Raw genomic sequence first — 20,999 nt, forward strand, 5'->3', positions numbered from 1 at the left:
CCATTCTTACCGTGTATCCATGAGCGCCATCCGCGTTCGCAACGAACAGTCGATTCTGGCCGCCGCCAGCGAGGCATTCGCCGCCAACGGCTTCGACGCGACCCAGACCCGTGACATCGCGGCCCGCGCCGGGGTGCCCAAGGCCAACCTGTATTACTACTTCCAGACCAAGGAAAACCTGTACTGCAAAGTGCTGCTGGGTTTTGTCGAGCCACTGCTGGAAGCCTCGGCGGTGTTGCGTGAAAGCGATGACCCGCTGATTGGCCTGCGTGCCTATGTCGCTGCCAGAATTCGCATCGCCCGTGAAAATCCGGCGGCTGCCAAGGTGTTCAGCGGCGAATTGCTGCTGGGTGGTCGCCAACTGCCCGCTGAGTGCCGCGACCTCTTGCACGCTGAGGCGCGACGCAATGTTGAATGTTTGCGCAGCTGGATCGAGCGCGGTTTGCTGGCCCCGGTGGATCCGGAGCATTTGATGCTGTTCATCTGGTCGGCGACGCGCACGTACACCAATATTGGCTGGCAGATGGGTTGCATCACTGGCCGACCCGAGCCGCAGGATGAGGACTACCAGACGGCAGCGCTGACGATCACGCGGATGGTGCTGGAAGGCGTGATGATGCCGCCGCGGACGGGGGCGATTCGTGGGGTTTTATTTGCGACTTGAAGAGGCAGCCGCGCAACCCGGTCAGGGCATGAAGTCCAGAGGCAGAACCAATTCACCCCCCAGGTCCCTGTGCCAGGCGCGCAAGGCGTCAGGCAAACGCCCTTTCCACTCGGCAACGTTGGTGTAGTAGCGCGCACGGGATTTACCCTGCTGGTCAAATACCAACACCACCAGCCAGATACGCTCATCCGGTGCACGCATCACAATCGCTGCATTGCTCGATGGCAGCCCCCGGACCCAGTATTTGCTGACATCACCATTAGGTACATCGACAGAGGCATCACCTGTCTGTGTAATGCCACAGTTTTGCAGAAGCACCTGATAGTCGCCGCCGAGAAGCGTGTGCACGATCTCGTTCTCTCGTCGAGTCTGTACCACGCCCAGTGTGAGCAAGTCATAACCCACCGCGACCGTTTGCTTCGATGCCACATACCGACCGCCGTAGTAAACACCCATCCCGGCACCGCAGTCGGAAGCATCGCCAGTCTGTGTCACGTCCATGAGTCCATTGAGCGCCGTGAACGTCAAAACGCAGTCTCCTTCTGCGTAACGGGCCTGCGTACCCTCCACAGTGGCGACCCCCTCCAGTTCACCCGAGTGACTACCGTTCGCCGCTGAAATATCGAAGGTGATCTGTGAGGCCCCCTTGCGCTGTGTTTTCAGCTCTGCCCCTTCTGAAACACCCCAGGGAATCAGCTGCCAGGTGCTATTCCAGGAAAACGGCTTGACCATGTATTCAAGGGCCGTGAGCCGCATCAGGTACTGCCGGCGTAAACAGGGGACCTGTTCGTTACATTGATTACGTTGCTTGAGCCATCCTCGCTGATCCGCTTTCAGGGCTTTCGGGTCGGCGACCTTTGCCACAGCGGACTGCCATGCCGAACCCAGCCTCTGGTCAAGATTGGAGAGATCCGGATCGGCACAAATGGTTTTTTCAGTCGGGGTGCCGGCACTGGCGCAATCGAAACTGCTGGCGTGGACGCCGGGGGCAACAGCGAACGCTGAGAGCATCAGGAGGTGGCGGAGCTTGAGCGCGAACATCGGTAGATTCCATTCTTCAGACGGCGCGCAGTATGCCAGTGACGCTGACAGAAATCCTGGGGGAGCGGGACTGCTCCCACGGGGAAATTGGATGTGTCGGTCAGAACCTGATTTCAGCAGCCGGTTTGACATCGATCCGCGCCACGGAGCCGGTCAGGTGCGCCAGATCCTTGTTGTGCTCGGCGATGATGTCCTCGGCGCTCATGTTGCCGTTGTCGAGGGTGGAATGGCCATCGGAAACGAGCACTACGTCGTAACCCAGTTGATGCGCCTGACGCACGGTGGCGTTGACGCAGTAGTCGGTCTGCAGACCGCAGATCACCAGTTGTTCGAAATCTTCACTGGGCAGCAGTTTGCGCAGTTCGGTCTGATAAAACGAATCCGGGGCAGTCTTGCGTACCCGCAGATCGCTGGCGGACGTTGCCAGTCCTTCGGCCAGTTGCCAGCCCTCGGCACCGTAGGCCAACGGGCTGTCCTTTTCCTCATGCTGGATCAGCACGACCGGCACGCCGGCCTTGCGCGCACGTGCGCCGAGGGCGTTGATCGTGTCGATCACGCGGTGAATGTCGTGGCACTGGTATTGGCCCGAGCAGAGAGCCCGCTGAACATCGATGATCAGTAATGCGGTGGTCATGATGAGCCTTCCTTGATCAATCCTTGAGACGGGGGCGGAACGCCGTCCGCCCCCTGTTTTACGCCGCTCAGTAACCCAGTGACAAGCCGGTATTGCGCCGTGGATCGTTGGCGCCGTAGAAGCGGTTCTTCCCTACCGGTTTGCCGCCCAGCGAAGGCGCACCGACCAGAATCGCCGCGATATGGTTGGCATCCTGCGGGCCGGCGAACTTGTGGCCCCAGCTCTCGAGGATTTTCTTCGTATCCGGACTGGCCGCGAAGTCTTCGAGGTTGGTTTCCTCCGGCATCCACTGCTGGTGGAAGCGCGGCGCGTCGACCGCTTCCTGCAGGCCCATGCCGTAGTCGATGACGTTGAGCATGGTCAGCAAGGTCGCGGTGATGATCCGGCTGCCGCCCGGCGTGCCGACCACCATGACCACTTTGCCGTCCTTGGTGACGATGGTCGGGCTCATCGAGGACAGCGGCGCCTTGCCGGGAGCGATGGCATTGGCCTCGCCCTGCACCAGTCCATACATGTTCGGCACGCCGACCTTGGAGGTGAAGTCGTCCATTTCATCGTTGAGGATCACCCCGGTCTTGCTCGCCATCACGCCGGCGCCGAACCAGTCATTGAGGGTGTAAGTGACCGACACCGCGTTGCCCCACTTGTCGACGATCGAATAGTGAGTGGTGTTGCTGCCTTCATGAGGGGCCACGCCAGGCTTCAGCTCCGCCGAAACACCGGCCTTCTGCGGCTGGATCGCGTTGCGCAGTTTGGTCGCGTAGTTCTTGTCGAGCAGATGTTCGAGTGGGTTCTTCACAAAATCCGGGTCGCCGAGGTAGCTGTTGCGATCCACGTAAGCGTGGCGCATCGCTTCGATCTGGTAGTGCATGCCCTGGGCCGAGTGAAAGCCCAGATCCTTCATCGGATAACCTTCGAGGATATTCATGATCTGGCAGATCACCACGCCGCCGGAACTCGGTGGTGGCGCCGACACCACGTGGTAGCCACGGTAATCGCATTCCACCGGGGCCAGTTCCCGGGTCTTGTATTTGTCGAGGTCGGCCTGAGTGATGATGCCCTTGTTGGCCTGACTGGACGTGACAATCGCGTCGGCCACCCAGCCTTTATAGAAACCGTCGGCGCCCTTCTCGGAAATGGTGCGCAGGGTTTTGCCCAGGTCCTTCTGCACCAGTTTCTGCCCGACCTGCATCGGTTCGCCGTTGTGCAGGAAAATCGAGCCGGAATCGCGCATGTCCTTCTTGAACACGTCGGTGGCGTACTCCAGCAGTTCGACGTCGCCCTGCTGCAGTTCAAACCCGTCTTCGGCCAGTTTGATGGCCGGAGCGATCATTTCCTTGCGCGGCTTGGTGCCGTATTTGCTCAGCGCCAGTTCCATGCCCGAAACGGTGCCCGGCACGCCGACCGCCAAGTGGCCTCGGGTGCTCAGATCGGGCACGACGTTGCCGTCCTTGTCGAGGTACATATTGGCGGTCGCCGCCAGCGGGGCTTTTTCACGGAAATCGAGGAAGGTCTTGCGCCCGTCCGCCAGTTGAATCGTCATGAAACCGCCGCCACCGAGGTTGCCCGCCGCGGGATAAACCACCGCCAGCGCATAACCGACGGCAACCGCCGCATCTACCGCGTTACCGCCGCTTTTCAGTACATCGACACCGACATGCGTGGCCAGATGTTGCGCCGTGACGACCATACCGTTCTCGGCGGCAACCGGGGCCACCGAAGCAGCGTGAGCCATGAGGCAACTGAGTGCCAGTGAGGTCGCGATCAGCGATTTGGCCAAAGGTTCGTACTTCATGAGTCGATCTCTTTTTTTGTTTTAGGGGCTGTGCAAAACAGAGGGGAACGCTTCAAGAGCAACAAGCAGTATGGTCGGCTTTGCGTATTGCGCCTCCCCCATCAGGCAGTATGCTGAGCACTGTTCATCCTCTGATCCGGAGCTGGTCACCATGTCGTATACGTTCATCACCCTGCCCTCACCGGTCGGTGAGCTGAAGCTGGTCGCGAACGGTTCACGACTGGTGGCCATCCTCTGGGAAAACGACAAACCCAATCGCGTACGTCTCGGGCCGATGAGCGAGGCGCCGGACAATCCGCTGCTGATGAAAACCGCTCGGCAACTTGCAGAATATTTTGCCGGACAAAGGCATTGCTTCGATCTGGAGCTGGACTTTGTCGGCACCGACTTCCAGAAAAAAGTCTGGGCGGCGCTGCTGACCATTCCGTTTGGCGAGACGCGAACCTATAGCCAGATTGCCGAGCAGATCGGCCATCCCGCCGCCGTGCGGGCCGTCGGTGCGGCCAATGGGAAAAATCCGCTTTCGATTGTTGCGCCGTGTCATCGGGTGATTGGTGCCTCGGGGAAATTGACGGGGTTCGCCGGGGGGCTGGAGGCCAAGGAGCGCTTGCTGGTGCTTGAAGGTGGGCAGCGGCCCGGCACGGGGCGGCTGGAGGGTTTTTAAAGAAAAGATCGCAGCCTTCGGCAGCGCCTTCAGGGGACTGAATTTCAATGGAGGTGCTCTTTTGATCGCTAAGCAAAGAGCCCGGCAGCGCTACCGGGCCCTTTGGCTCACTTACTCAGCCAGCTTCACTCCATTGATCAGCAGACCATAACGCTGGCTGAACTCCCAGTTGTACGGCACATGATCCTTGCTGCTGCCGTTGTCCCAGTTCACCGACCAGGTCATCAGCCCCTTGATCGGATGCCCCTTGATTGCCAGACGCTTGAGCGCATTGCCCACCGCCGCTTTGTCGATCACGTAACCGGTCGCCGCCGCATCGACGTTGGCCGGCAAGCCGATGACGAACTTCTCGGCAGGAATCCTGGTGAACCCGCGAGTGCCGGTCACCAGGCTTTCGGTCAGGTAATACAGGAAGTCCTCCTTCAGCGCATCGTTGTTCTGGGCGATCCACGCGCCAGCGCCGCTGTTGGCCTCCGGCACCCAGATGCCATCGCCGCCCTGGTTGTAGAACTGCGGGGCGATGAAGTCGTAGTAGCCTTCCAGCGCTTGCAGGTAACCGACATATTTGCCGGTGCTGGTCAGGTACGGAAACTCCGGTGCCATGCTGATGATGAAGTGCTTGCCCTGGCCTGCGTAGTGATCCTTGACCAGTTTCAGCGCAGCCGGCAGGACGGTCTTGTTGGCAGCGGAATCAATCGCGCTCTGTTCAAGATCAATGTCCAGCCCGTCGAAACCGTAGGTTTCCACCAGACGGATGATTTCGTTGGCCAGTGGCTGTTCCTGCCCCGCGCGCAACTCGATCTGCGCATCGGCGCCACCGAGGGAAATCAGCACCGCCCGGCCCTGACTGTTGAGAACGCCGACCTGGCGGCGGAACTCGGCGTCGGACAGGTTATACGGCCTGAAGGTTGGAATCCCGCTGCCCTTCATGAACGCCACGGCAACCACGTTGTATTCCTTGGGCACCGCTTCCAGAGCGAGCTCGGCGAAGCGCCCCTGACGGTAGCCGTCGCTCGGCCCCGCGGGCCAGTTGTGCCAGAAGCCCATGAGGATCTTTTTACCGGCGATGCTTGGCATCAGCGAGGCGGCATCGCTCGTGGTGTTTTGCATTAAAGAAAAGTCGATCTTTGACATGTTCTAATCCTTCAGAACGTGTGGGTTCAGGGTGATGACGACTTATTTGAAGTCGACGTCGAAGGCCTGATAGAAGGCGTTACCGGTGTTGGCGACGATCCACATCAGCACGATGACGTGGTGGCCCTTTTTGTTGGCCGGCAGTTTCACCGCGTGATTGACCTTGGCCTTCAGCTCATTCGGATAGCTGTAGTAAGGCACCTGCGTGTAAAAATCCTCGAAGAACGGCTGGGCTTCCAGTTGCGCACGGGTGATGCGTTGTTTCGGGTCCCAGCCATCCTTGGTGATCAGCCAGCGATAGCCACGAGTGGTGTGTGGCGCGGTGTATTCCCATTGGATGTCGAGGGTCTGCCCCGGGGTGACATTGAGCAGCGGCCAGGTGAACGGGCGGCCGAGTTTTTTGCTCATCTCTTCCTGGGTGAAGTTCACGCAGTCACGGGCATCGGTCTTGCCACCGCTGAGGATGTAGCCATCGGCAGGCGGCGTGACACTGTCGGAGTCAGTCTGGTAAGGCGCCGGAAAAGGCCCGGCAGCCAGGGCCGGGAAATTCTTGCCGCCTTCCATTTCGTTGACCTGCCAGGCGCCGAGCAATCCTTGCTCGATCGCCACCGCACCGCGGCTGGCCGGGGAGATGACGCGACCGTGTCGCAGTTGGGTTTGTGCTTGTGGTTGATTCATGTTTTTCACTCCGTTGATTTAAGAACTCTCCATTCCGAGGAGAGGCCTTCAAGCTAACGGAGGTGATTTTTTTGTCCATCGGCGGTTTTGTCGCAGCCTGCCGGGACACAATCGGTAAAACAGCGAAAATACTGGATATATGTACAGTTAAGTGCGGCGAATCTCACTCGACGCATAGGCAAAGACCTACACGTCAAGGTTACGAAATCGCGCATTCACGCGTCACGGCAGTTGCGCCTGGAACTCCTTTTCGTATTGCCCGGCCAGCTGTTCTTTCTGTTTGTCGTCGAGCAGTTTCCCGGCCATCTGGAAGAACTTCTGTTCCTCTTCCTTGAGGTGATGGTGCACCTTGTCCGAGAGTTTTTTCGCGGTCGCGAGCCACGCCGGACTGGACATCTCGGTCTCGTCGAGCTCTTCCATCATTTCGTCCATCTCATGGTGTTCGGAAATGGCGTGGCGGCTGAGATCGACACCGTTGTCGAATTCCATCAGCGGGATATAGAAGTGGCGCTCTTCAGCAGTTTCATGGGCCTGCAGTTCGGCCTTGAGCTGCTTGTAGGCTTCAACGCGCTCCGGCGTATCGCCGCTGGTCGCGATCAGGGCTTTGGCGTAGGTACGCTGGCGGTCATGGCTTTCACGAAGGGCTTCAAAAATATTCATGGGGGGTCCTCATCAACCGCGTGCTGGAATGACGCTGTAAAGGCTAGACCGCAACGCGGGAGCGGCGGTTCCAAACGGTTGGGGCAAGGGCTTTGAAGATGCCCCCTAGACAGGCTAGGCTGCGGGTTCACACTACAAGGACGTCACGCATGAAGTTGCGCATCGAGCAGTCGCTGAACAACACCGAAGAAGAACGCCAGGCCATTCTGGCGCCCCTGCATGCCTACAACGTCGCCAAGGCCGGGATCGCGGTATCTGAGCCGCTCACCCTGCTGGTGCGCGACGATGACAACCAGATCCTTGGCGGGCTGTATGGGCGGCTGGTGTGCCAGTGGCTGTTCATCGATTTGCTGTCAGTGCCCGAGGCTGGCCGCGGTCAGGGTGTTGGATCGAAGCTGATGCGCATGGCCGAAGACCTGGCGCGGGAGAAAGGCTGCATCGGGGCATGGCTCGACACCTTCGACTTTCAGGCGCCGGCGTTCTACGAAAAGCTCGGGTATAGCCAGTTTGGGGAAATCGACGACTACCCGCCGGGACATAAACGGCATTTTTTCCAGAAGCGCTTGATCGTTTGAAGGGGCCGGCCCCTTCGCGGGCAAGCCTGCTCCCACAGGTTTTGTGGTGAGGCTGAAATCTTCAGCGACACACAAAATCCTGTGGGCTTGCCCGCGCTGAGGCTGGCCGCATCAATGCATGATCAAAGGCAGGTCGCCAACGCCGCCAAGCGCCGCTTGGCGACAAAATCATCCTTTTGCACGTAGTAATTCAGCGTCGTGCCCGACGGCCCGGTCGTCACATCGACAAACGACTCGGCGGAACGCGTGTACACCGTCGTACCACCCTGTTTGCGCGGTTCCAGATAGGCGGCGGCATCCACGCCGAACACCGCTTCGTCCTGCCAGCCGAATTGCACGCACTGGGCCACGTTTTTCTCGGGCTTGTCCGAGGTCATGACTTTGTACGGCGTTCTCGTGCGAGCATCATCCATCACCGAACCCGCGCACCCGGCCAGCAGTGTTGCCGCCAGCGCTACCATCAGAATTCGCATTGTTTTCGCTCAGTCAGAAAAAAGCGGACTGTAGCACCGCAGCGGCAGGAATCGTTCTGCTTTACTGCATTTATCACGCGACACACGCCGGCAGCTACGGCAACCTACGGTCATCAGCCTCACAAGGAAAACCCATGGCGCCTACCGACCAGCGACATGAACATGCCCTGCAACTGTTTCTCGACGCGCGACCTGACTTGCGCGAAACCCTCGACAACCTCAACCCACTGCTGGCCCAGGCCAAAGGCGAAACCCAGGCCCAGTATCGCGAAGAGCGTCTGCACGAAGCATTTGAGGCGGAGGCCGAGAGCAAGGGCCTGTTTGCCTGGGAACTGACCCTGCAACTGACCACCGATTCGCCGCAGGAATATCGCGCGCAGCGCCTGGAGGTGCATCGCGAAGTCGCAGAGATGGCTGGCATGGACTGGCTGGAATATTGCGACCTGTATGGCATAGAACCTTAATCGCTGCGCAAGGACACCTGCACCCATGCTGCCATCCGCCTCGACTCACCGCGCCAGCCCCGGCCACCTGCACACGCAAAAGTGGCGCGGGCGCGTGGGCCTGGCGCTGGTGGCCAGCCTATCGGTACTCGCGGGCATGACCGATGCGATCGGCTTCATGGCCAGCGGCGACTTTGTTTCGTTCATGAGTGGCAATACCACACGCCTGGCCGTGGCGATCAGCGATGGTGATTTCGGGCTGACCGTGCGCCTGGTGATCCTCGTCGCGACCTTTATTGTCGGTAACGCCCTGGGCGTGCTCGTTGCTCGCCTCGGCGGCCGCCGGGCGCTGCCGCTGCTGCTGTGTATCGCCAGCCTGCTCTGCGCGGCGGCGATCTGGCCGTATGACGCACAATTGCCGGCGCTGCTGGCGGCGATCATTGCGATGGGCATGCTCAACGCGTCGGTCGAGGAAGTGAATGGCCTCCCGGTCGGGCTGACCTATGTCACCGGCGCCCTGTCACGCTTTGGCCGTGGCCTGGGCCGCTGGTTGCTCGGCGAACGCCGTAATGGCTGGCGGGTGCAACTGGTGCCGTGGAGCGGGATGTTTATCGGCGCGATTCTTGGCGCGGTGCTGGAACACCATTTTGGCCTCAAGGCGATGTTGGCCAGTGGTGTACTGGCCGCGATGCTGGGCGTGCTGTCCCTGGCCATTCCGCGTCGTTGGCAGTTAGGCTACATGCCCCGTTGAAATGCGATCCTGTGGGGTCATGTGCATGACTTCGGTTTCGCGGATGACTTCATAAAGCTTTATCATGGCCGCAGTTTCGCTGATCGAGTCCGTCATGAAGTTCGCCATTGCGCTGTTTTCCGCCGCCCATGCGCCCTCCTCGCGCCGCGCCCTGCTGTTTGCCCAGGCGGCACTGGCCGGGGGGCATGAGATTGTCCGGCTGTTTTTCTACCAGGATGGCGTCTACAACGCTTCCGACGCGGTGGTCACCCCGCAGGACGAACTCGACCTGCCCAAACAATGGCGTGCGTTCATCACCGAGCAGCAACTCGATGGCGTAGTGTGCATCGCCGCCGCCCTGCGCCGTGGTGCCTTGAACGGCGAAGAAGCCAAACGCTATCAGCGTGACGCCGTGTCCGTCAGCGCGCCGTGGGAGCTGTCCGGTCTTGGCCAGTTGCACGACGCCGCGCAAGATGCCGACCGCTTGATCTGTTTCGGAGGCGCATGACATGGCCAAATCCCTGTTGATCATCAGCCGCCAATCGCCTTGGTCCGGCCCCGGCGCCCGCGAAGCACTGGATATCGTGCTGGCCGGTGGCGCCTTCGACCTGCCGATCGGCCTGCTGTTTCTCGACGACGGCGTGCTGCAACTGGCCGCCGGGCAAAACGCCAAAGCCTTGCAGCAAAAGGACCTGAGCGCCAACCTGCAGGCGCTGCCGATGTTCGGTGTTGAAGAACTGTTCTATTGCGCCGACAGCGCCAGCCTGCGTGGGCTGAGCGATCTGTCGCTGGACGAGGCGCAGCCGCTCGCCGCCGAGCAAATCACCGCCCTTATTGACCGTTACGACCAGGTGATCACCCTCTGATGTCGACTTTGCATGTGTTGTCTCATTCCCCGTTCGGCGACGATCGCCTGAGCAGTTGCCTGCGTGTGATCGGCACGGCCGACGCCTTGCTGCTGTGCGGCGACGCCGTGTATGCCTTGCAATCCGGCACCGCGCCATTCACGGCGCTGCAAAGCCGTCAGCTGCAACTGTTCGTCCTCACCGAAGACGCCCAGGCCCGCGCCCAGCAGATTCCGGATTGGGTCGAAGCCATCGACTACCCGGCCTTCGTCGAATTATCGATCCACCACGACAAGGTCAACAGCTGGCTATGAATTCCCTGACCGTCGGCACCCGCGCCATCGAACTGGACAAGGATGGCTTTCTGGTTGACCTCGCAGACTGGTCCCACGATGTCGCGGGCGCCCTCGCCGCCGCCGAAGACATCGAACTCACCGCCGAACACTGGGAAGTCCTCGAACTGTTGCGCAGCTTTTACGCCGAATTCCAGCTGTCGCCGGCCACGCGCCCGCTGATCAAGTACACCGCGTTGAAACTCGGCGCGGAAAAAGGCAACAGCCTGCACCTGAACCGACTGTTCAAAGGCACCCCTGCCAAACTCGCCGCGAAACTGGCGGGCCTGCCCAAACCGACGAATTGCTTATGACTGACTTTCCAGCGCTGACCCTCGAAACGCCCGCCGAACACCCGTTCGCTCAATTCGTGCGGATCCTCGGCAAGGGCAAGCGCGGCGCCCGCGACCTGACCCGCGAGGAAGCCCGAGAGGCGATGGGCATGGTGCTCGACGATAAGGTCGAAGACACCCAGCTCGGCGCCTTTCTGATGCTGCTTCGGCACAAGGAAGAAAGCGCCGAGGAAATGGCCGGTTTCACCGAAGCCTTGCGCGAGCGTTTGCAGACGCCGGCGCTGAACGTCGACCTCGACTGGCCGACCTACGCTGGCAAGAAACGTCATCTGCCGTGGTACCTGCTGGCGGCCAAATGCCTGGCGCAAAACGGTGTGCGGATTTTCATGCATGGCGGCGGCGCCCACACCGCCGGGCGCCTGTATACCGAGCAACTGCTCGGTGAACTGCAGATCCCGTTGTGCCGCACCTGGCAACAGGTCGGCAGCGCACTGGATAACGGCGGCCTGGCGTTCATGCCGCTGATGGACTGGGCGCCGCAGTTGCAGAAGATGATCGACCTGCGCAATACCATGGGCCTGCGCTCGCCGATCCACTCGCTGGCACGGATTCTCAATCCGCTGCGCGCGCGTTGTGGTCTGCAGAGTATTTTCCACCCGGGTTATCAAGCCGTGCACCGGGAGGCCAGCGGCCTGCTCGGCGACACGGCGATTGTGGTCAAGGGCGACGGCGGTGAAATCGAGATCAATCCGGACGCCAACAGCCACTTGTACGGCACCGCCGGCGGCGAGAGCTGGGACGAGGAATGGCCGCAGCTGTCGAGCCAGCGCCACGTCAAACCGGCCGCGCTGGACATCGAGCATCTGAAAGCGGTGTGGCGCGGCGAGGTGGTCGACAGCTATCCGCAATTGGCCCTGATCTCGACCATGGCCCTGGCCCTGCGCGGCCTTGGCCAAAGCCGCGAGCAAGCCTTCGAAACCGCCGAACGCTACTGGGCCGCGCGGAACAAATCGATTTAACCGATCATTCGCGCCCGATCTTTGCGCTTTTTGTTCGAACTCATCGGAATAGACTCGACTCCAACGTTTATTGGTTTATGGAGTCTTGATCATGGGTTTACTCGTCGATGGCCACTGGCAGGACAAGTGGTACGAAAGCAGCAAGGACGGCGCGTTCCAGCGCGAACAGGCGCAGCGGCGTCACTGGGTCACCGCTGACGGCCAGCCGGGGCCGAGCGGTGAAGGCGGTTTTACCGCTGAAGCCGGACGCTACCACCTCTACGTGTCCCTCGCCTGCCCGTGGGCACACCGCACGCTGATCCTGCGCAAACTCAAGGGTCTGGAAAAGCTGATCGACGTCTCGGTGGTCAGTTGGCTGATGCTGGAAAACGGCTGGACCTTCGACAAGGCTCTCGGCTCGACCGGCGACAAACTCGATCACTTCGACTTCATGCACCAGCGCTACACCGCCGACACCCCGGACTACACCGGGCGCGTCACGGTACCGGTGCTGTGGGACAAGCAGCTCAAGCGCATCGTCAGCAATGAGTCGGCGGAAATTATCCGCATGTTCAACAGCGCCTTCGACAACCTCACCGGCAACGACCTGGACTTCTACCCGGCACCGTTACGCGGCGAGATCGACGCGCTGAACGAGCGGATCTACCCGGCAGTGAACAACGGCGTGTATCGCGCCGGCTTCGCCACCTCGCAACAGGCCTATGAAGCGGCGTTCGATGAGGTGTTTGCCGAGCTCGATCATCTGGAGCAGTTGCTGGGCGCCAACCGCTACCTGAGCGGTGAGTTCCTGACTGAAGCGGATGTGCGTCTGTTTACTACGATGATTCGCTTCGACGCGGTGTATCACGGCCACTTCAAGTGCAATTTGCGGCGGATTGCCGACTACCCGAACCTGTCTAACTGGTTGCGTGAGCTGTATCAGTGGCCGGGGATTGCCGAGACCGTGGACTTTCAGCACATCAAACATCACTACTACGGCAGTCACAAGACGATCAACCCGACGGGGGTTGTGCCGAAGGGGCCGGCGCAGGATTTCAGTGTGGCCCATGATCGGGCGCGGCTGAGCGGGAAAGGGGTTTGGCGCAGGGGCTGATTGATTCGCTGATGTTGAGGACGCCATCGCTGGCAAGCCAGCTCCCACAGGGATCTGTATAAAGCTGAAAATTGCAGCTTCAATACAAAACCCGTGGGAGCTGGCTTGCCAGCGATAGAGGCGACGCGGTTTTCAAACCTGCGCCTGAGCACCCTCGAACCACGCCAGTTTCTCGCGCAGTTGCACCACTTCACCCACGATCACCAGCGTCGGCGCATGCACTTCATGCTCCGCCACCAGGCGCGGCAAATCAGCCAAGGTGCCGGTAAACACCCGCTGATTGACCGTGGTGCCCTGCTGGATCAACGCCGCCGGGGTATCGGCCGAGCGACCGTGTTTGATCAACTGCTCGCAGATCACCGGCAACCCGACCAGGCCCATGTAGAACACCAGGGTCTGCGCCGGGGCAACCAGGTCGGCCCAAAGCAGATCGGTGGAGCCGTCCTTCAGGTGCCCGGTGACGAAGCGCACTGACTGCGCGTAATCGCGATGGGTCAGCGGAATCCCGGCATACGCCGCGCAACCGCTGGCCGCCGTGATCCCCGGTACCACCTGGAACGGAATACCGTGAGCCGCGAGTTCTTCGATCTCTTCACCGCCACGGCCGAAGATGAACGGATCACCGCCCTTCAACCGCACCACACGCTTGCCGGCCTTGGCCAGATCGACCAGTTGCTGATTGATCTGATCCTGCGGCACGGCGTGATCGGCGCGACGCTTGCCGACGTAGATCCGCTCGGCATCGCGACGGCACAGCTCAAGAATCGCCGGCGCCACCAGACGGTCGTACAGCACCACATCGGCTTGCTGCATCAGACGCAGGGCGCGGAAGGTCAGCAGGTCCGGATCGCCCGGCCCGGCGCCCACCAGATACACCTCACCGGTGGTGATGTCCGCTTCGCCATCAATCTTGGCTTGCAGCAGACGCTCGGCCTCGCCACCCTGCCCGGCCAGTTGCCGGTCGGCAATCGGGCCCTGAAACACGTCTTCCCAGAAACCGCGACGTTGCTGCACATCCGGAAACAGGTTCTTCACCTGATTACGGAAACGCGCGGCCAGACCGGCCAACTGGCCGTAGGTCGAGGGAATCCAGGTTTCGATCTTGGCGCGAATCAACCGCGCCAGTACCGGCGCATCGCCGCCGCTGGACACTGCGATGATCAACGGCGAACGATCGACGATCGCCGGGAAGATCACGCTGCACAATTGCGGCGCATCCACCACGTTGACCGGTACGCAGCGCCGATGGGCATCACTGGACACTTGGGCATTGAGCGCCTCGTCGTCGGTGGCGGCGATGATCAGCACGCAACCGTCCAGATCCGCCTCGCCGTAACCGCGCAACAGGCAATCACCACCCGAGGCGGTGATCAGTTCACGCAGTTGCGGTTCGATTTCAGGTGCGACCACCCGCAGCAGCGCACCGGCATCGGCCAGCAGGCGGGATTTGCGCAAGGCAATCTCCCCCCCACCGACAACCAACACACGACTGCCGCGCAGGTTGTGAAACAGCGGCAGATATTTCATTTAGCCGATGACCTCAAGGCCACCCATGTAAGGCTTCAGCACGTCCGGTACGCGGATCGAGCCGTCAGCCTGCTGGTAGTTTTCCAGCACGGCCACCAGGGTACGACCGACAGCCAGACCCGAGCCGTTCAGAGTGTGCACCAGCTCAGGCTTGCCGGTTTCCGGGTTGCGGAAACGCGCCTGCATGCGGCGGGCCTGGAAGTCGCCGCAGTTGGAGCACGACGAAATTTCCCGGTATTTGTCCTGGCTCGGGATCCACACTTCCAGGTCGTAGGTCTTCACGGCACTGAAGCCCATGTCGCCGGTGCACAGCGCCAGAGTGCGGTAAGGCAGACCCAGCAGTTGCAGGACTTTCTCGGCGTTGGCAGTCAGGCCTTCCAGCGCTTCCATCGACGTCGACGGCTCGACGATCTGGACCATTTCGACTTTGTCGAACTGGTGCTGACGGATCATGCCGCGAGTGTCGCGACCCGATGCGCCGGCTTCGCTGCGGAAGCACGGGGTGTGGGCGACGAATTTGATCGGCAGCTGCTTCGAGTCGACGATTTCACCGGCCACGATGTTGGTCAGCGACACTTCGGCGGTCGGGATCAGGTACAAATCGGCCTCGCCTTCGCGAGCGATCTTGAACAGGTCCTCTTCGAACTTCGGCAGTTGCCCGGTGCCTTGCAGCGCTGGAGCCTGAACCAGATAAGGCGTGTAAGCCTCTTCGTAGCCGTGCTCGTTGACGTGCAGGTTGATCATGAATTGCGCCAGGGCGCGGTGCAGACGAGCGATCGGCCCGCGCAGCAGGGCGAAACGCGCGCCGGACAGTTTGGCGGCCGTTTCAAAGTCGAGCCAGCCGAACTTCTCGCCCAGGGCAACGTGGTCTTTCACTTCAAAGTCGAAGGCGGTCGGGGTGCCCCAGCGGCGCACTTCGACGTTGTCGTCTTCGTCTTTGCCGACCGGCACCGATTCGTGCGGCAGGTTCGGGATACCCAGCAGGATCGAGTCCAGTTCGGTCTGGATCGCGTCCAGCTCGACCTTGCCGGCACTCAGCTCGCCCGCCATGCGCTCGACGTCCGCCATCAACGGTGCGATGTCTTCGCCGCGCTGCTTGGCCTGACCGATGGATTTGGAACGCGCGTTACGCTCAGCCTGCAGTGCTTCGGTGCGGGTCTGGACGGTCTTGCGCTGTTCTTCCAGCGCTTCGATGCGCGCGGTATCCAGGGCAAAGCCACGGGAAGCCAGGCGGTCCGCTACGTCCTGAAGGTTGCTACGTAACAGTTTGGAATCGAGCATGTCGGTTTCTCGTTATCAAAGTTTGGTCAAGGACAGGCCGGCCCACGTCGCGAGCAGCCCGCCGAATACGCTGAGTGCCGCATAGCCCAGGGCCAGCGGCACTTGCCCGCTTTCCAGCAGGCGCACCGTATCCAGTGAAAAGGATGAAAAAGTCGTCAGCCCCCCGAGGAAGCCGACCATCAACCCGGCGCGCACCTCGATCGGCACCTCCGGGCGTATCAAAAACAGGCCGTACAACACGCCAATCAGCAAACAGCCCACGATATTAACGGCCAGCGTCGCGGTATAGAAGTGCCGCGGCCAATTGGCATTGACCCAATTGCCGGTGGCGAAGCGCAACAGGGTGCCGGCAATCCCGCCGGCGGAGACTGCAACAATCAATGGAAGCACTATTTTCTCCGCTGTCTTGGGCTTAAACGATCGAGTTGAGCGAGGTGGTTGAGCTTCTCGCCGATCTTCAATTCCAGGCCTCGGGGCACCGGTTGGTAGAACGGGATCGGCTCAAGCTCCTCAGGGAAATAGTCTTCGCCGGCGGCGTAGGCGTCCGGCTCATCGTGGGCGTAGCGATATTCATCGCCGTAGCCCAGTTGTTTCATCAGTTTGGTCGGCGCGTTGCGCAGGTGCAGCGGCACTTCCAGCGAACCGTTTTCAGCGGCGGCGCGCAGGGCGGTCTTGAACCCCATGTACACCGCATTGCTTTTCGGGGCGCAGGCCAGGTAGGTAATGGCCTGGGCCACGGCCAGTTCGCCTTCCGGGCTGCCGAGGCGTTCCTGCACTTCCCACGCCGCCAGGCACAGGCTGAGGGCACGCGGGTCGGCGTTGCCGATGTCTTCGCTGGCCATGCGCACCACGCGCCGGGCCAGGTACAGCGGATCACAACCGCCGTCGATCATCCGCGCAAACCAGTACAGCGCGCCGTCGGGGTTGGAACCTCGCACCGATTTGTGCAACGCGGAGATCTGGTCGTAAAAGGCTTCGCCGCCTTTGTCGAAGCGCCGACGGGTGTCGCCGAGCAGGCTTTGCAGCAGTTCGGTGCCGATCTCGCTGTTGTCTTCGGCGAGGTCCGAGGCATTTTCCAGCAAGTTGAGCAGCCGTCGACCGTCGCCATCGGCGGCGGACAGCAACATCTGGAAGCCTTCATCGTTGAGCGTCAGGTGGCGCTTGCCCAGCCCACGCTCCTCGGTGAGTGCGCGATGCACCAGTTTGCGCAGCGCCGCTTCGTCGAGGCTTTTCAGCACATAGACGCGGGCCCGCGACAACAAGGCGTTGTTCAGTTCGAACGAAGGATTTTCGGTGGTGGCGCCGATGAAGATCAGTGTGCCATCTTCGACATAAGGCAGGAACGCATCCTGCTGCGACTTGTTGAACCGGTGCACTTCATCGACGAACAGAATCGTGCGCTTGCCGTACTGACCGGCCTGCTGCTTGGCGATTTCAACCGCCTGACGGATCTCCTTGACCCCGGCAAGCACCGCCGAGACCGTTTCGAAGTGCGCGTCCGAGACTTCCGCGAGCAATCGCGCCAGGGTGGTTTTACCCACGCCAGGCGGGCCCCAGAAAATCATCGAATGCAGGGCACCCTGCTCCAGCGCTTCACGCAGAGGCTTGCCGCGAGCGAGCACGTGCTCCTGACCGACGTACTCATCCAGATTGGTCGCGCGCAAACGCGCGGCCAGTGGCTGGGCAATCGGTGCACTGCGAAACAGATCCATCACGTAGCGTTGAAACCTCGAATTTTCTGAACTCTGTGGGTGACCCTGTGGCGAGGGGATTCATCCCCGTTGGGCTGCGAAGCGGCCCTTAAACCAGCAATTTCGTTGTATCAGGCCTACCAAGTGCAATGGTTTTGGCGACTGCTGCGCAGCCGAACGGGGATAAATCCCCTCGCCACAAAAGCTCCAAACCACAAAGGCCCAGTTCAGGATCCGGGGTTTATTCCTGGATCACGTCGGCACCCTTGGGGATGTCGAACTTGAACTTGGAGGCCGGCACTGGCTCGTTGGCCTTGACCCCGGTGAACAGGATGTTGGTGCGCTGGCCGACGCTGTCGATCAGTTGCATGTCATTGAGCAGACCGTTGCGGAACGACAGGCGCAGGTTGTCGAACAACGTGTCCTTGGTTTTCGGCTTCAGAGTGAAGTCGATCACGCCGCCTGCCTCTTTCGCCGTGATGTCGAAACTCTGGCTGATCTTCGACACATCACCGGACAACAACAACGCCGGGGTCTGGGTCAGACGCTCGTCGAGCTTCTTGATCGTCGCCTGTTCCAGATCCGGGTCCCACAAGGTGACTTTCTTGCCGTCGGAGACCATGGTCTGCTCGGCCGGCGCATTGGTGTGCCAGTAGAACAGGCCCGGACGCTGCAGGGTCATGTCGCCGGTGGTTTCCTGCAACTGCGTGCCGCTGCCGTCGAGGGTCAGCTGCGAGAAGTTCGCGCTCAGGGTCTTGGACGTTTCCAGCAATTGGGTCAGACGAGCCACGTCCTTGTCATCGGCGTGGGCCGTGAATGTGGTCAGTGCCAGTACTGGCAACAGCATGCGGATCAGACGCATGGGAGTCCTCTTGAATACTCGTGGGAGAGCGGCGGCACGTCATTGTGCCACCTCTTGCTTCTGGGATCAGTCGCGTACCGGGCCCGGGGCCAGCACTTCACGCGAACCGTTGGTGTTCATGGAGGTGACGACACCGGCCATTTCCATGGCTTCGATCATCCGCGCGGCACGGTTGTAGCCGATCTTCAACTTGCGCTGTACAGCGGAAATCGAGGCGCGACGGCTTTCCAGCACAAACTGCACGGCTTCGTCGTACAGTGCGTCCGCTTCCGGATCATCGCCGTCGCCGCCACCGCTGCTGCCTTCAAAACCGCTGCCTGCTTCTTCGACACCGTTGAGGATGTCATCGTTGTATTCCGGTGCGCCACGCAGTTTCCACGCTTCGACGACACGGTGGACTTCATCGTCGGACACGAATGCGCCGTGAACCCGGATCGGCAGGCTGGTGCCCGGCGGCATGTAGAGCATGTCACCGTGGCCGAGCAATTGTTCGGCGCCGCCCTGGTCGATGATGGTCCGCGAGTCGATCTTGCTCGAAACCTGGAACGCCATACGGGTCGGGATGTTGGCCTTGATCAGACCGGTGATCACGTCCACCGACGGCCGCTGGGTCGCGAGGATCAAGTGAATACCTGCCGCACGGGCCTTCTGCGCGATACGCGCGATCAGTTCTTCGACCTTCTTGCCGACGATCATCATCATGTCGGCGAATTCGTCGACCACCACGACGATGGTCGGCAGCTTCTGCAGCAGCGGCGCTTCATCGTGAATGCTTTCACGCTTGTACAGCGGATCGCTCAACGGCTCGCCGGCATCCTGGGCTTCCTTGACCTTGGCGTTGAAGCCGGACAGGTTACGCACGCCCATCTTCGCCATCAGCTTGTAGCGGCGCTCCATCTCGGCGACGCTCCAGCGCAAGGCGTTGGCGGCGTCCTTCATGTCGGTAACCACCGGGCACAACAGGTGCGGAATGCCTTCGTAGATCGACAGCTCAAGCATTTTCGGGTCGATCATGATCAGCTTGGCGTCTTCCGGGCCGGACTTGAACAGGATCGACAGGATCATCGCGTTCACCCCCACCGACTTACCGGAACCGGTGGTACCGGCTACCAGCAGGTGCGGCATCTTCGCCAGGTCGGTGATGACCGGTTTGCCGCCAATGTCGTGGCCCAGGGCCAGGGTGACCGGCGATTTGAAGTTGTCGTACTCGGGGGTCGACAGCACTTCGGAGAAGCGCACGATCTGCCGGTCTTCGTTGGGAATCTCGATACCCACGGTGGTCTTGCCCGGAATCACCTCGACCACGCGCACGCTGGTCACGGCCAGCGAACGCGCCAGGTCTTTCGCCAGGTTGGCGATGCGGCTGACTTTCACGCCCGCAGCGGGCTGGATCTCGTAACGGGTAATCACCGGGCCCGGATGGATCGAGTCCACCGTGACCTCGACCCCGAACTCCTTGAGCTTGATCTCCAGCAAGTGGCCGACCGCTGCCAGGGACTCCGGCGAGTAATTGAGCTGTTTCTTTTCCGCCGGATCGAGAATCGAGATCGGCGGCAAGGTGCCTTCCACGGCGCTGTCGACGAACAACGGCGCCTGTTTCTCTTTCTGCACGCGCTTGCTCGGTTCCGGGGCCTTGGCCGGGGCCGGGGCGATGACCGGCGGCACCTGCTTCTCACGGTCGGACATGTGCTTGCTCAGGGCTTGCTCACGCTCGATCAGGCGTTCCTTGACCTTGGCTTGTTCACGCTTGTCGGTGACCGTCGGCGCCACCACGTCATGTACGCGATCGTCGACTTCACGCAGTTGCGCGACCAGTTGTTTGCGCTCGGTGCGGGCCGACCACCAGCGGTTGAGCGCGCCCTGGAACAGCTCGAACAAGTCGAGGGTGATCTTGCCGGTGATGTCCATCACCTTGAACCACGACAGGTCGGTGAACACCGTCAGGCCGAACAGGAACAGGGCGATGAACAGCAGCGTGCTGCCTTGAATGTTCAGCGCGTTCTTCGCCAGATCGCCGAGGCTCTCGCCCAATGCGCCACCGGCGCCCGCCGGCAGACCGGTCGGGGCATGGAAATGGATATGCGCCAGTGCCGCGCCGGACAGCACCAGAAACACCAGACCGATCAGGCGCCAGGAGAACAGCCAGCCGCTCCACTGCCACGGTTCGTGACGCTGACGGAAGATCTGATACGCCTTGATCGCCAGCAACAACGGGAAGATGTACGCGAAATAACCGAGCACCATGAACAGGATGTCGGCGCTGTAGGAACCCGCCGGGCCGCCGAAATTCTGCACGTCGTCGATCTTGCTGTTGTGGCTCCAGCCCGGATCGTCCTTGCCGTAGGTCAGCAAAGCCATCATCAGGAACAGGCACAAGGCACCGATGGCGATCAATGCACCTTCCTTGAGCCGGTAGTGCAACTGTTGGCGCCAGAGCGGGACGACTGTTTTTGGTGCTGCGGTGGATTTCTTCAAAACGCTTCTTTTCCTGCGCCCGAGGCGCGTCCATCTATTGAATGACGATAAAAAACTGCCCAATCCAGGCAGGTGAAAAGTGAACGGGCA

23 protein-coding genes and 1 pseudogene are annotated in these 20,999 nt (G+C 60.9%); 11 read left to right on the forward strand and 13 right to left on the reverse strand.

The features are described from left to right. Positions 1-19: 19 nt before the first annotated feature. Complete coding sequence (locus ACXX9E_RS22790) at positions 20-664, forward strand: TetR/AcrR family transcriptional regulator (RefSeq protein ID WP_458556245.1); 645 nt, start codon at positions 20-22, stop codon at positions 662-664. A gap of 21 nt (positions 665-685) precedes the next feature. Here ACXX9E_RS22790 and ACXX9E_RS22795 read toward each other — a convergent pair whose 3' ends face one another. The 3 genes from ACXX9E_RS22795 to ggt form a co-directional block, all read right to left on the reverse strand. Next, complete coding sequence (locus ACXX9E_RS22795; protein WP_458556246.1) at positions 686-1,705, reverse strand: lysozyme inhibitor LprI family protein; 1,020 nt, start codon at positions 1,703-1,705, stop codon at positions 686-688. Between the two features lie 100 nt (positions 1,706-1,805). After that, positions 1,806-2,339 (reverse strand): cysteine hydrolase family protein, encoded by a 534-nt coding sequence (locus ACXX9E_RS22800; RefSeq protein ID WP_123462521.1) that lies wholly within the window; start codon positions 2,337-2,339, stop codon positions 1,806-1,808. Positions 2,340-2,406: 67 nt separating this feature from the next. Beyond that, entirely contained in the window at positions 2,407-4,134 is a 1,728-nt protein-coding gene (gene ggt, locus ACXX9E_RS22805; RefSeq protein WP_186744347.1) for a gamma-glutamyltransferase, read from the reverse strand. A gap of 151 nt (positions 4,135-4,285) precedes the next feature. On the opposite strand from ggt, the gene ACXX9E_RS22810 reads away from it, so the two are divergent. Then, positions 4,286-4,798: a methylated-DNA--[protein]-cysteine S-methyltransferase gene (locus ACXX9E_RS22810; protein WP_123462517.1), complete on the forward strand. Its 513-nt coding sequence runs from the start codon at positions 4,286-4,288 to the stop codon at positions 4,796-4,798. 132 nt (positions 4,799-4,930) lie between these two features. Here the strand turns inward: ACXX9E_RS22810 and ACXX9E_RS22815 are convergent. The 3 genes and pseudogenes from ACXX9E_RS22815 to ACXX9E_RS22825 all read right to left on the reverse strand — a co-directional run. After that, positions 4,931-5,932: pseudogene (locus ACXX9E_RS22815) on the reverse strand (chitinase); the annotation flags it as partial. A 42-nt stretch (positions 5,933-5,974) separates the two neighbouring features. Further along, a complete protein-coding gene (locus ACXX9E_RS22820) occupies positions 5,975-6,610 on the reverse strand; it encodes a lytic polysaccharide monooxygenase auxiliary activity family 9 protein (protein ID WP_123462513.1) in 636 nt (211 codons plus the stop codon). A 222-nt stretch (positions 6,611-6,832) separates the two neighbouring features. Then, positions 6,833-7,270, reverse strand: coding sequence for a hemerythrin domain-containing protein (locus ACXX9E_RS22825; RefSeq protein ID WP_123462512.1), 438 nt, complete (start codon positions 7,268-7,270; stop codon positions 6,833-6,835). Positions 7,271-7,419: 149 nt separating this feature from the next. Between ACXX9E_RS22825 and ACXX9E_RS22830 the strand changes: the two genes are divergently transcribed. Continuing rightward, the gene (locus ACXX9E_RS22830; protein ID WP_458556247.1) at positions 7,420-7,845 is read left to right on the forward strand and encodes a GNAT family N-acetyltransferase; all 426 of its coding nucleotides are present in this window, start codon (positions 7,420-7,422) and stop codon (positions 7,843-7,845) included. 122 nt (positions 7,846-7,967) lie between these two features. Here the strand turns inward: ACXX9E_RS22830 and ACXX9E_RS22835 are convergent, their stop codons facing one another. Then, entirely contained in the window at positions 7,968-8,318 is a 351-nt protein-coding gene (locus ACXX9E_RS22835) for a hypothetical protein (protein ID WP_186744348.1), read from the reverse strand. 134 nt (positions 8,319-8,452) lie between these two features. Here ACXX9E_RS22835 and ACXX9E_RS22840 point away from each other — a divergent pair, with 134 nt between their 5' ends. The 8 genes from ACXX9E_RS22840 (at position 8,453) to ACXX9E_RS22875 (ending at position 13,073) form a co-directional block, all read left to right on the forward strand. Next, the gene (locus tag ACXX9E_RS22840) at positions 8,453-8,782 is read left to right on the forward strand and encodes a DUF6388 family protein (RefSeq protein ID WP_123462960.1); all 330 of its coding nucleotides are present in this window, start codon (positions 8,453-8,455) and stop codon (positions 8,780-8,782) included. A gap of 25 nt (positions 8,783-8,807) precedes the next feature. After that, entirely contained in the window at positions 8,808-9,512 is a 705-nt protein-coding gene (locus ACXX9E_RS22845) for a YoaK family protein (RefSeq protein WP_458556248.1), read from the forward strand. Positions 9,513-9,606: 94 nt separating this feature from the next. Further along, positions 9,607-9,999 carry a sulfurtransferase complex subunit TusD gene (gene tusD / locus ACXX9E_RS22850; RefSeq protein ID WP_128614206.1) on the forward strand — a complete coding sequence of 131 codons (393 nt, stop codon included), beginning with the start codon at positions 9,607-9,609 and terminating at the stop codon, positions 9,997-9,999. Between the two features lies 1 nt (position 10,000). Then, the gene (gene tusC, locus ACXX9E_RS22855; protein WP_123462504.1) at positions 10,001-10,357 is read left to right on the forward strand and encodes a sulfurtransferase complex subunit TusC; all 357 of its coding nucleotides are present in this window, start codon (positions 10,001-10,003) and stop codon (positions 10,355-10,357) included. Continuing rightward, positions 10,357-10,650, forward strand: coding sequence for a sulfurtransferase complex subunit TusB (gene tusB / locus ACXX9E_RS22860; RefSeq protein ID WP_429540746.1), 294 nt, complete (start codon positions 10,357-10,359; stop codon positions 10,648-10,650). Before tusC ends, tusB begins: the two co-directional genes overlap by 1 nt. Next, positions 10,647-10,982 (forward strand): TusE/DsrC/DsvC family sulfur relay protein, encoded by a 336-nt coding sequence (locus tag ACXX9E_RS22865; protein WP_123462500.1) that lies wholly within the window; start codon positions 10,647-10,649, stop codon positions 10,980-10,982. Before tusB ends, ACXX9E_RS22865 begins: the two co-directional genes overlap by 4 nt. After that, positions 10,979-11,980, forward strand: coding sequence for a glycosyl transferase family protein (locus tag ACXX9E_RS22870; RefSeq protein WP_458556249.1), 1,002 nt, complete (start codon positions 10,979-10,981; stop codon positions 11,978-11,980). Before ACXX9E_RS22865 ends, ACXX9E_RS22870 begins: the two co-directional genes overlap by 4 nt. 91 nt (positions 11,981-12,071) lie before the next feature. Beyond that, positions 12,072-13,073 carry a glutathione S-transferase family protein gene (locus ACXX9E_RS22875; RefSeq protein WP_458556250.1) on the forward strand — a complete coding sequence of 334 codons (1,002 nt, stop codon included), beginning with the start codon at positions 12,072-12,074 and terminating at the stop codon, positions 13,071-13,073. Between the two features lie 132 nt (positions 13,074-13,205). Here ACXX9E_RS22875 and cysG read toward each other — a convergent pair whose 3' ends face one another. The 6 genes from cysG to ACXX9E_RS22905 all read right to left on the reverse strand — a co-directional run bounded on the left by cysG (position 13,206) and on the right by ACXX9E_RS22905 (position 20,909). Beyond that, positions 13,206-14,600, reverse strand: a complete 1,395-nt coding sequence (gene cysG, locus ACXX9E_RS22880; protein ID WP_123462494.1) for a siroheme synthase CysG — start codon at positions 14,598-14,600, stop codon at positions 13,206-13,208. Then, positions 14,601-15,881 carry a serine--tRNA ligase gene (gene serS, locus ACXX9E_RS22885; protein ID WP_123462492.1) on the reverse strand — a complete coding sequence of 427 codons (1,281 nt, stop codon included), beginning with the start codon at positions 15,879-15,881 and terminating at the stop codon, positions 14,601-14,603. It abuts the gene before it with no gap. A 15-nt stretch (positions 15,882-15,896) separates the two neighbouring features. Beyond that, complete coding sequence (gene crcB, locus ACXX9E_RS22890; protein ID WP_123462490.1) at positions 15,897-16,271, reverse strand: fluoride efflux transporter CrcB; 375 nt, start codon at positions 16,269-16,271, stop codon at positions 15,897-15,899. Beyond that, the gene (locus tag ACXX9E_RS22895; protein WP_128615705.1) at positions 16,271-17,593 is read right to left on the reverse strand and encodes a replication-associated recombination protein A; all 1,323 of its coding nucleotides are present in this window, start codon (positions 17,591-17,593) and stop codon (positions 16,271-16,273) included. The genes crcB and ACXX9E_RS22895 overlap by 1 nt, the downstream gene beginning before the upstream one ends. A gap of 220 nt (positions 17,594-17,813) precedes the next feature. After that, entirely contained in the window at positions 17,814-18,434 is a 621-nt protein-coding gene (gene lolA, locus ACXX9E_RS22900) for an outer membrane lipoprotein periplasmic chaperone LolA (protein ID WP_123462488.1), read from the reverse strand. Between the two features lie 66 nt (positions 18,435-18,500). Then, positions 18,501-20,909 carry a DNA translocase FtsK gene (locus tag ACXX9E_RS22905; RefSeq protein ID WP_123462486.1) on the reverse strand — a complete coding sequence of 803 codons (2,409 nt, stop codon included), beginning with the start codon at positions 20,907-20,909 and terminating at the stop codon, positions 18,501-18,503. Positions 20,910-20,999 lie beyond the last annotated feature (90 nt).

It is taken from the genome of Pseudomonas sp. GNP014, assembly GCF_054344005.1.

What these genes read in the sequence shown, in the direction of transcription:
- ACXX9E_RS22790 (WP_458556245.1), top strand. Translation starts at nt 20, where the DNA reads ATGAGCGCCATCCGCGTTCGCAACGAACAGTCGATTCTGGCCGCCGCC.
- ACXX9E_RS22795 (WP_458556246.1), bottom strand. Translation starts at nt 1,705, where the DNA reads ATGTTCGCGCTCAAGCTCCGCCACCTCCTGATGCTCTCAGCGTTCGCT.
- ACXX9E_RS22800 (WP_123462521.1), bottom strand. Translation starts at nt 2,339, where the DNA reads ATGACCACCGCATTACTGATCATCGATGTTCAGCGGGCTCTCTGCTCG.
- ggt (WP_186744347.1), bottom strand. Translation starts at nt 4,134, where the DNA reads ATGAAGTACGAACCTTTGGCCAAATCGCTGATCGCGACCTCACTGGCA.
- ACXX9E_RS22810 (WP_123462517.1), top strand. Translation starts at nt 4,286, where the DNA reads ATGTCGTATACGTTCATCACCCTGCCCTCACCGGTCGGTGAGCTGAAG.
- ACXX9E_RS22820 (WP_123462513.1), bottom strand. Translation starts at nt 6,610, where the DNA reads ATGAATCAACCACAAGCACAAACCCAACTGCGACACGGTCGCGTCATC.
- ACXX9E_RS22825 (WP_123462512.1), bottom strand. Translation starts at nt 7,270, where the DNA reads ATGAATATTTTTGAAGCCCTTCGTGAAAGCCATGACCGCCAGCGTACC.
- ACXX9E_RS22830 (WP_458556247.1), top strand. Translation starts at nt 7,420, where the DNA reads ATGAAGTTGCGCATCGAGCAGTCGCTGAACAACACCGAAGAAGAACGC.
- ACXX9E_RS22835 (WP_186744348.1), bottom strand. Translation starts at nt 8,318, where the DNA reads ATGCGAATTCTGATGGTAGCGCTGGCGGCAACACTGCTGGCCGGGTGC.
- ACXX9E_RS22840 (WP_123462960.1), top strand. Translation starts at nt 8,453, where the DNA reads ATGGCGCCTACCGACCAGCGACATGAACATGCCCTGCAACTGTTTCTC.
- ACXX9E_RS22845 (WP_458556248.1), top strand. Translation starts at nt 8,808, where the DNA reads ATGCTGCCATCCGCCTCGACTCACCGCGCCAGCCCCGGCCACCTGCAC.
- tusD (WP_128614206.1), top strand. Translation starts at nt 9,607, where the DNA reads ATGAAGTTCGCCATTGCGCTGTTTTCCGCCGCCCATGCGCCCTCCTCG.
- tusC (WP_123462504.1), top strand. Translation starts at nt 10,001, where the DNA reads ATGGCCAAATCCCTGTTGATCATCAGCCGCCAATCGCCTTGGTCCGGC.
- tusB (WP_429540746.1), top strand. Translation starts at nt 10,357, where the DNA reads ATGTCGACTTTGCATGTGTTGTCTCATTCCCCGTTCGGCGACGATCGC.
- ACXX9E_RS22865 (WP_123462500.1), top strand. Translation starts at nt 10,647, where the DNA reads ATGAATTCCCTGACCGTCGGCACCCGCGCCATCGAACTGGACAAGGAT.
- ACXX9E_RS22870 (WP_458556249.1), top strand. Translation starts at nt 10,979, where the DNA reads ATGACTGACTTTCCAGCGCTGACCCTCGAAACGCCCGCCGAACACCCG.
- ACXX9E_RS22875 (WP_458556250.1), top strand. Translation starts at nt 12,072, where the DNA reads ATGGGTTTACTCGTCGATGGCCACTGGCAGGACAAGTGGTACGAAAGC.
- cysG (WP_123462494.1), bottom strand. Translation starts at nt 14,600, where the DNA reads ATGAAATATCTGCCGCTGTTTCACAACCTGCGCGGCAGTCGTGTGTTG.
- serS (WP_123462492.1), bottom strand. Translation starts at nt 15,881, where the DNA reads ATGCTCGATTCCAAACTGTTACGTAGCAACCTTCAGGACGTAGCGGAC.
- ACXX9E_RS22895 (WP_128615705.1), bottom strand. Translation starts at nt 17,593, where the DNA reads ATGGATCTGTTTCGCAGTGCACCGATTGCCCAGCCACTGGCCGCGCGT.
- lolA (WP_123462488.1), bottom strand. Translation starts at nt 18,434, where the DNA reads ATGCGTCTGATCCGCATGCTGTTGCCAGTACTGGCACTGACCACATTC.